The following is an 8,329-nucleotide window of genomic DNA, read 5'->3' on the forward strand; positions in this document are numbered from 1 at the left end:
CGCGATGGAGTCCACCGGCGTCACCCCGGCCGGCGGACGGCGGACCGCGGCGGCCGGGCGGGTGCGGCCCTCGGCGCGCCGGTTCGCCGGACCAGCCTGGCTCGACGGGCCGATGACCAGCTGCCACCTGGTGGTCGGCGCGGGCGGCCTGCTGCTGGCGATCGGCCTGGTCATGGTCTTCTCCGCGTCGGCCATCGAGGCGGCGCTGGACGACCAGCCGGCGTGGCGCCCCGGTGTCGACCAGGTCGTGTTCGCCTGTGTCGGGCTGGGCGCGATGCTCGTCGCGCTGCGGCTGCCCGTCGGGCTCATCCGCCGCTGGGCGCCGCTGGCGCTGGTCGTCTCCGCCGTCTCGCTGCTGCTGGTCTTCGTTCCCGGGCTCGGGATGGAGCTCAACGGCTCCCGGGCCTGGCTGGACCTGAAGGTGACCAACTTCCAGCCCTCGGAGATGGCCAAGCTCGTCTTCGCGTTGTGGGGCGCGCACATGCTGGCCCTGCGGGGCCGGTTCCTGACGGTGAAGTCCCTGCTGGTCCCCCTGCTGCCGGTCTTCGGCGTGCTGGCGTTCCTGCTCTACCTGGAGCCGGACTTCGGCGGCATCGTCACCCTCGGGCTGGTGCTGGTCGGCCTGCTGTGGGGTGCCGGGCTGCCGAAGCGGTTCTTCGCCTGGGGTGCGGGGCTGGCGGCCCTCGGCCTGTGGGCCATGGTGGTGGCCGCGCCCTACCGGATGGCGCGGATCACCTCGTTCCTCGACCCGTTCGCGGACCCCTCCGACAGCGGCTTCCAGGCCATCCGCGGCTTCTACGCGCTGGCGACCGGCGGCCTGTGGGGCGTCGGGCTGGGCAACAGCGCGATGAAGTGGAACCTGCTGCCCGAGGCCGAGTCGGACTACATCTTCGCCATCATCGGCGAGGAGCTCGGGTTTCTGGGGTGCCTGGTCGTGGTCACCCTCTACGGCGTGCTCGCCTACGCCGGCTTCCGGATCGCGCGCCGCTCGACCGACCGGTTCGTGCAGCTGGCCAGCGTCGCGATCACCGTCTGGCTGGTCGGACAGGCGGCGATGAACATGGGCTACGTCGTCGGCCTGCTGCCGGTCACCGGTGTCACGCTGCCGCTGATCTCCGCGGGTGGCACCTCGCTGGTGCTCACCCTCTTCATCGTCGGGCTGCTGATCCGCTTCGCCCGCTCCGAGCCCGAGGCCATCGAGCACCAGCGCCGCCGCGACCGCGGCCGGCTGGCCCGCCTGCTGCTGCCCGTCCCCGCGCAGGCGGTGGACCCGGTGCGGCCGCGCCGGCGGAACCGGCCCGAGCCGGGCGGGGCGGCCGACCGGCGGGTCGAGCGCCCCGCCGACCGTGCTCCGCGGCGGCCGACCGTCCCCGGGGGCCGCACCGTCGCCCGGGTCGCCGTCGACCCCGCGCGGGAGCGGATCCCCGCCGCGCGCGAGCGCCGCAGCCCCGAGGGGCGCGCCCGGGCCGGCGAGGTCCGCCGGCAGCCGCCGCCCCGCGCCCGGTCCACGGCGCCCGAGACCCCGCGGCGGCCACGGTGAGCGGACAGGGGCGCGAGCATCGCAGCGAGGAACGAGCGAGGAGCGGAGCACGGTGAGCCTGAGCGTCGTCCTCGCCGGCGGCGGCACCGGCGGGCACATCGAGCCGATGCTCGCCCTCGCCGACGCGCTGCTCCGCCGCGGCGCGCTCGAGGGCGGGCTGCGGATCACCTGCCTGGGCACCGCCCGGGGCCTGGAGACCCGGCTGGTGCCCGCCCGCGGCTACGACCTGCGGCTCATCCCGCCGGTGCCGTTGCCGCGCAAGCCCACCCTGGACCTGCTCCGGGTCCCCGGCCGGGTGCGCCGATCGGTCGCCGAGACCCGGGCGCTGCTGCGCGAGCTCACGGCCGACGTCGTCGTCGGCTTCGGCGGGTACGTGGCGCTGCCGGCCTACCTGGCGGCCCGCCGCGAGCGGGTGCCGATCGTGGTGCACGAGCAGAACGCGCTGCCGGGGCTGGCCAACCGGATCGGGGCCCGGCTGGCCGCGCGGGTCGCCGTCACCGTCCCCGGCACACCGCTGCACGGAGCCGAGCACGTCGGCATGCCCCTGCGGACGGCGATCAGCAGCCTGGACCGCGCCGCCCGCCGCGCCGAGGCCCGCGCCACCTTCGGGCTGGACCCCGACCGGCCCACCCTGCTGGTGTTCGGGGGGTCGCAGGGGGCGGCCTCCCTCAACCGGGCGGCCGTCGGGGCGGCCGACGCGCTCACCGCGGCCGGTGTTCAGGTCCTGCACGCGCGCGGACCCAAGAACACCGACGTGACCGTGCCCGCCCGCGCCCCGGGCAGCGCCCCGTACGTCGTCGTCGACTACCTGGAGCGGATGGACCTCGCCTACGCCGCCGCCGACCTGGCGCTGTGCCGGGCCGGCGCGGTCACCGTGGCCGAGGTCGCGGCCGTCGGCCTGCCGGCGGCGTTCGTGCCCCTGCCGATCGGCAACGGCGAGCAACGGCGCAACGCGCTGCCGCTGGTCGAGGCCGGGGGAGGACTGCTGGTGGACGACGCCGACCTGTCGCCGTCCTGGATCGAGGAGCATGTGACCCCGCTGATCACCGACCCGGCCGCGCTGGCCGGGTACTCCCGGCACGCTGCCGAGGTCGGCGCGCCCGACGCCGACGAGCGGCTGGCCGACATCGTGCTGGAGGTCGCCCGTGCCCGCCGCTGACGTGGCCGCCTGGAGCGGCCCGGTGCCCACCCTCGAGGAACTCGGCGCGGTGCACTTCGTGGGCATCGGCGGCGCCGGCATGAGCGGCATCGCGCGCATCCTGCTCGCCCGCGGTGTGACCGTGTCCGGCAGCGACCGGCGGGACACCCCGACCCTGCTGGCCCTGCGCGCGCTGGGGGCGCGGGTGGCCCTCGGCCACGACCCCGCGAACCTGGGCGAGGCCGACACGGTGGTCGTCTCCACCGCCATCCGCGAGGACAACCCCGAGCTGGCCGCGGCCCGCGGGCGCGGTCTGCGGGTGCTGCCGCGCGCGGTGGCGCTGGCGGCGGTCATGGCCGGCAAGCGCAGCGTCGCCGTCGCGGGCACCCACGGGAAGACCTCGACCACCTCGATGCTCACCGTCGCGGTGCAGTCCTGCGGCGCGGACCCGTCGTTCGCCATCGGCGGGGACCTCAACGAGTCGGGCAGCAACGCGCACGCGGGCAGGGGCGACGTCTTCGTCGCCGAGGCCGACGAGAGCGACCGCTCCTTCCTGCTCCTGGCCCCCTACGGCGCCATCGTCACCAACGTCGAGGCCGACCACCTGGACAACTACGGGGACCTGTCGGCGGTCGAGGCCGCCTTCGACCGGTTCCTCGGCACGGTCGACCCCGCCGGGTTCGTCGTCCTGTGCGCCGACGACCCCGGCTCGGCGCGGCTCCGCGGGGTGCCGACGCCGGCCCGGGTGCGCACCTACGGCACGGCCGAGGACGCCGACCTGCGGCTGCTCGACATCGAGGTCGGGCCCGACACCACCGCGTGGACCGCCGTCCTGGACGGCGAGGTCCTCGGCCGGGTGCAGATCCGGGTGCCCGGGGAGCACATGGCCCGCAACAGCGCCGCCGCCCTGCTGGCCGGGCTGGAGCTCGGCCTGCCCGCCGAGGGCCTGATCACCGGGCTGGGCCGCTTCGGCGGCGTGCACCGGCGGTTCGAGCTCAAGGGCGCCGTGGGCGGGGTGCGGGTCTACGACGACTACGCCCACCACCCGACCGAGGTCGCCGCCCAGCTCCGGGCGGCCCGGGCGGTCGCCGCCGGCGGCCGGGTCGTGGTGGCCTTCCAGCCGCACCTGTACAGCCGGACGCGCGAGTTCGCGGCCGGTTTCGGCGACGCCCTCGGCCTGGCCGACGAGGTCGTGGTGATGGACGTCTACGGCGCCCGCGAGGACCCGGTGCCGGGCGTCACCGGCGCGATGGTCGCCGACGCCGTCCCGCTGCCGGCCGAGCAGGTGCACTTCGAGGCCTCCTGGTCGGGCGCCGCGCCGGCGCTGGCCGACCGGGCTCGCCCCGGTGACCTGGTGATCACGATGGGCGCCGGCAACGTCTCCATGGTCGGCCCGGAGGTGCTGGAGGCGCTGCGCGCCCGCACCGGCGAGTCCGGCGACGACCCGGCGGTCCCGGCGCGGTGAGCCGCTCGGGGACGACGACCCGCGACCGGTCCGCGGGGGCCGGCCCCGAGGCCGGCCGCCGTCCCGCGCGGCGTCCCCGCCGGCCGCGCCGGGACACCCCCGCCGACCGCCGGCGCCGGCTGGTGGTGCGGGTCGGCGTCGCGGTCACCGTCGTCGCTGTGCTCGCCTGGCTGGTGTGGGGGAGCCCGGTGCTGGCCGTGCACCGGGTCGAGGTCGACGGCGCGGGCAGCCTGACCTCCGCGGAGGTGGTCGAGGTCGCCGGCATCGCGGAGGGCACGCCGCTGCTGCGGGTCGACGTGGACGCGGCCGAGGCCCGGGTCGCCCGGCTGCCCCAGGTCGCGTCGGTCGAGGTGGCCCGCGGCTGGCCCCGCAGCGTCGTCATCACCGTGCGGGAGCGGGTGCCGGTGGCCGTCGTCGAGCAGGACGGCGTCCGGTCGCTCGTCGACGCCGACGGGGTGCTCTTCGAGACGGTGACCGGCGACCTGCCCTCGGGTGCGGTGCCGCTCGACGTGCCCGAGCCCGGGCCCGAGGACCGCGTGACCCGCGCGGCGCTGGCCGCCCTGGTCGCGCTGCCCGCGGAGGTGCGGGCGGAGGTCACGGCGGCGACGGCCACCACTGCCGAGGACGTCACGCTCACCCTGGACGACGACACCACGGTGCTGTGGGGGAGCGCGGAGGACGCCGCCGCCAAGGCGCAGGTGCTCGTGGCCCTCCTCGGCCAGCTGGAGTCCGGCGCCCTGGACCCCGCCGAGACGATCGACGTCAGCGCGCCGGAGACCGTCGTCCTGCGCTGAGCGAGGACCTCGTCGGTCTCGTGCCCGGCGCGCGGCCGGTCTCCGGACGGGCCGGCGGGGGCCGGCGGGTGGCCGCGCCCCGTCGGTGCGCGGGAGGCTGGCCGGGTGGATGCCTCGCCGATCAGCCGGTTCCCCGTCCCCGCCCGTGACGAGCTCGCCGACGAGCTGCGCGAGCGCTACGCCGACGTCGAGGAGCGCTCCGGCTTCCTGCCCAACGTCTTCGCCGCGCTCGCCTGGCGCCCAGCCGAGGCCGCGGCGTTCTTCGCGATGCACGACGCCCTCATGGACAAGGAGACCCCCGGGCTGTCCAAGGCCGACCGGGAGGTCATCGTGGTGGCCACCAGCGCGGCCAACGACTGCCTGTACTGCGTGGTGGCGCACGGGGCGATCGCCCGGATCCGCGCCCGCGACCCGCGCATCGCCGACCAGGTCGCCGTCGACTGGCGCAAGGCGCCCCTGTCGCCGCGGCTGCACGCGGTGCTCGACGTCGCCGTGCGGCTGGCGGTCGAGCCGGCGGCGGTGACCGCCGCCGACCTCGCCGGCCTGCGGGCGCACGGGCTCACCGAGGACGACGTGTGGGACGTCGGCGCCATCGTGTCGCTCTTCGCGCTGTCCAACCGGCTGGCGCACTGGGCCGCGATCCCGCCGAACGACGAGTTCTACCTCCTGGGGCGGCTGCCGCGCGAGTGACCCTGCGTGTCGCGCCGGTTCCGGACCGCCCAGGTCAGGGCGCGGACGACACGCGCGGTGGCGCGACACGCCCGACGCGCCACATCACTTTTCCCGGTTCCCGGTCGTCGGTGTGTCGGGGCCCTCGACCTGTGCATGAGACGTTCCGGGCGCGCGCCGTCACGGTCAGTGATGCGGGTGTGACCAGTGTGTTCCCCGAGGATGGTGAGGACGTGCCCGTTCGACACGCCGGGCGCCAGAGGGTGTTTGTGAGGCCTGTGGCGCCCCATCTAACTTCGTCCGCGTCGACCCAGTTGACATAACTATAAGGCTTTACTTGAGGATGAGGGTCGAGGTCGGGAGCCCCACATGACACCTCCGCACAACTACCTCGCGGTCATCAAGGTCGTCGGCATCGGCGGCGGCGGTGTGAACGCGGTCAACCGGATGATCGAGGTCGGCCTCAAGGGGGTCGAGTTCATCGCCATCAACACCGACGCGCAGGCGCTGCTCATGAGCGATGCCGACGTCAAGCTCGACGTCGGCCGTGAGTTGACCCGCGGGCTCGGCGCCGGCGCGCAGCCCGACGTGGGCCGGCAGGCCGCCGAGGACCACCGCGAGGAGATCGAAGAGGTGCTCAAGGGCGCCGACATGGTCTTCGTGACCGCGGGGGAGGGCGGCGGCACCGGCACCGGTGGCGCGCCCGTCGTCGCCTCCATCGCCCGCAAGCTCGGGGCGCTCACCATCGGCGTGGTCACCCGCCCGTTCTCCTTCGAGGGCAAGCGGCGGGCCGTGCAGGCCGAGTCGGGCATCGAGGAGCTGCGCAACGAGTGCGACACGCTCATCGTCATCCCCAACGACCGGCTGCTGCAGCTCGGTGACCGGAACGTCAGCGTCATGGACGCCTTCCGGACCGCCGACCAGGTGCTCCTCTCCGGTGTCCAGGGCATCACCGACCTGATCACCACGCCGGGCCTGATCAACCTGGACTTCGCCGACGTCAAGTCGGTCATGTCCGGCGCCGGGTCGGCCCTCATGGGCATCGGCAGCGCGCGCGGCGACAACCGGGCGCTGCTGGCCGCCGAGCAGGCCATCGCCAGCCCGCTGCTCGAGGCCTCGATGGAGGGCGCGCACGGCGTGCTGCTGTCGATCTCGGGTGGCTCGGACCTCGGCCTGTTCGAGATCAACGAGGCCGCCTCGCTGGTCTCCGACGCCGCGCACGCCGACGCCAACATCATCTTCGGCGCGGTGATCGACGACGCCCTCGGCGACGAGGTGCGGGTGACCGTCATCGCCGCCGGCTTCGACGGCGGCAAGCCGGCCGGTCGCAAGGACGCCGGGATCGCCTCGGTGCCGTCCGCGGCCCCGGTCGCCCCGCCGGCCACCCCGCGCATGCCGGTGCACCCCCAGCCGGTGACCGCGGCAGGGCCCGCGCAGACCGGCGAGCGGCTGCTCGGCTCGGCGTCCGCGACGCCGCCGGTCCAGCCGGCTCCGCTGCCCCCGACCTCGCAGCTGCCCGCCCGCCCCGCCGGCCCGGGCATCACCGTGCCGCCGCTGCCCCCGGCGCAGAGCGCGACCGCCGGAGGACGGCGGCCGCTCTCCGACGAGGACTTCGAGGAGGAGCTCGACATCCCGGAGTTCCTGCGCCAGTAGAAGGACCCCTGTGCCCCCCACCACTCGCAGGCTCGTGGCGGGCCCCTGCACAGGGGCCGCCTCCTGCCCCCCGCGGCTCGCACGCTCGCTGCGGGCCCCGGCAGGAGGGCCGCCCGTGCCCCCCGCCATGGAAGGACCCCGTCCTCCCCACCCCTCGCACGCTCGGGGTGGTGCCCTGGACGGGGCTGCGGCGGACCCCTGCACGGGGGCCACGCCGTGAGCTCCTCCCCGGCCGCCCCGCAGGCGGTACGACCCCGACGGGTCGTCACCGACCGGCGGGGCGGCCGGTCCCGTCCTCCCTACGACTCGTTCAACCTCGGCGGCCACGTCGGGGACGACCCCGCCGACGTCGCGGCCAACCGGGCGCGGCTGGCCCGCGAGCTCGGCGTCGCCGAGGACCGGCTGGTCTGGATGGACCAGGTCCACGGGACCGGCGTCGCCGTGGTCGACGGACCCGTCCGCGGCCCGCTGCCGGGGACCGACGCCCTGGTCACCCGCACGCCCGGCCTGGTGCTGTGCGTGCTGGTGGCCGACTGCGTGCCGGTGCTGCTCGCCGACTCGGTGGCCGGTGTGGTCGCCGCGGTGCACGCCGGACGGGAGGGTGTCCGGCGCGGCGTCGTCCCGGCCGCGCTGGCCGCCATGGGGCGGCTGGGCAGCCGGCCGGCCGACGTCACCGCCCTGCTCGGCCCCGCCGTGTGCGGGGCCTGCTACGAGGTGCCACGCGCGATGCAGGCCGAGGTGGCCCGCGTGGCGCCGTCGGCCGCCGTCCGCACCCGCCGGGGGACCCCCGGACTGGACCTGCGCGCCGGGCTGGCCGAGCTGCTGGCCGGCGCCGGGGTGGCGCAGGTGGTGCACGACCCGCGGTGCACCGTCGAGGACCGCCGGTTGTTCTCCCACCGCCGCGACAGGGTCACCGGCCGCCAGGCCGGGGTCGTCTGGCTCGCCTAGACGAGTAAGTCCTATCGACCCGGAGGGTCGAAGGGCGCTGTAGACGCGGACGGAGGGTGTTCAGGCTCGGGTTGTGACGACCGACCTCAACACCCTCCTGACCGCACTCTACGTCCGCATCG

7 protein-coding genes are annotated in these 8,329 nt (G+C 75.9%); all 7 read left to right on the plus strand.

Annotated elements, in window-relative coordinates:
* The first annotated feature begins 4 nt into the window (after nt 1-4).
* The 7 genes from ftsW to pgeF all read left to right on the plus strand — a co-directional run bounded on the left by ftsW (nt 5) and on the right by pgeF (nt 8,207).
* Nucleotides 5-1,540 (plus strand): putative lipid II flippase FtsW, encoded by a 1,536-nt coding sequence (gene ftsW, locus ACI79C_RS21170; protein ID WP_456947664.1) that lies wholly within the window; start codon nt 5-7, stop codon nt 1,538-1,540.
* A gap of 52 nt (nt 1,541-1,592) precedes the next feature.
* Nucleotides 1,593-2,699, plus strand: coding sequence for an undecaprenyldiphospho-muramoylpentapeptide beta-N-acetylglucosaminyltransferase (gene murG, locus ACI79C_RS21175; protein ID WP_456947665.1), 1,107 nt, complete (start codon nt 1,593-1,595; stop codon nt 2,697-2,699).
* On the plus strand, nt 2,686-4,143 hold the full coding sequence (gene murC / locus ACI79C_RS21180) for a UDP-N-acetylmuramate--L-alanine ligase (RefSeq protein ID WP_456947666.1): 1,458 nt from the start codon (nt 2,686-2,688) through the stop codon (nt 4,141-4,143). The genes murG and murC overlap by 14 nt, the downstream gene beginning before the upstream one ends.
* Nucleotides 4,140-4,937, plus strand: coding sequence for a cell division protein FtsQ/DivIB (locus ACI79C_RS21185; protein ID WP_456947667.1), 798 nt, complete (start codon nt 4,140-4,142; stop codon nt 4,935-4,937). Before murC ends, ACI79C_RS21185 begins: the two co-directional genes overlap by 4 nt.
* A 105-nt stretch (nt 4,938-5,042) precedes the next feature.
* Nucleotides 5,043-5,627 (plus strand): peroxidase-related enzyme, encoded by a 585-nt coding sequence (locus ACI79C_RS21190; protein ID WP_456947668.1) that lies wholly within the window; start codon nt 5,043-5,045, stop codon nt 5,625-5,627.
* Between the two features lie 348 nt (nt 5,628-5,975).
* Nucleotides 5,976-7,259, plus strand: coding sequence for a cell division protein FtsZ (gene ftsZ, locus ACI79C_RS21195; protein WP_456947669.1), 1,284 nt, complete (start codon nt 5,976-5,978; stop codon nt 7,257-7,259).
* A 216-nt stretch (nt 7,260-7,475) separates the two neighbouring features.
* Entirely contained in the window at nt 7,476-8,207 is a 732-nt protein-coding gene (pgeF, locus tag ACI79C_RS21200; protein WP_456947670.1) for a peptidoglycan editing factor PgeF, read from the plus strand.
* The last annotated feature ends 122 nt before the right edge of the window (nt 8,208-8,329 follow it).

This window comes from Geodermatophilus sp. SYSU D00697 (assembly GCF_054050175.1).

Coding starts and splice junctions, on each gene's coding strand:
- ftsW (WP_456947664.1), top strand. CDS start 5: ATGGAGTCCACCGGCGTCACCCCGGCCGGCGGACGGCGGACCGCGGCG.
- ftsZ (WP_456947669.1), top strand. CDS start 5,976: ATGACACCTCCGCACAACTACCTCGCGGTCATCAAGGTCGTCGGCATC.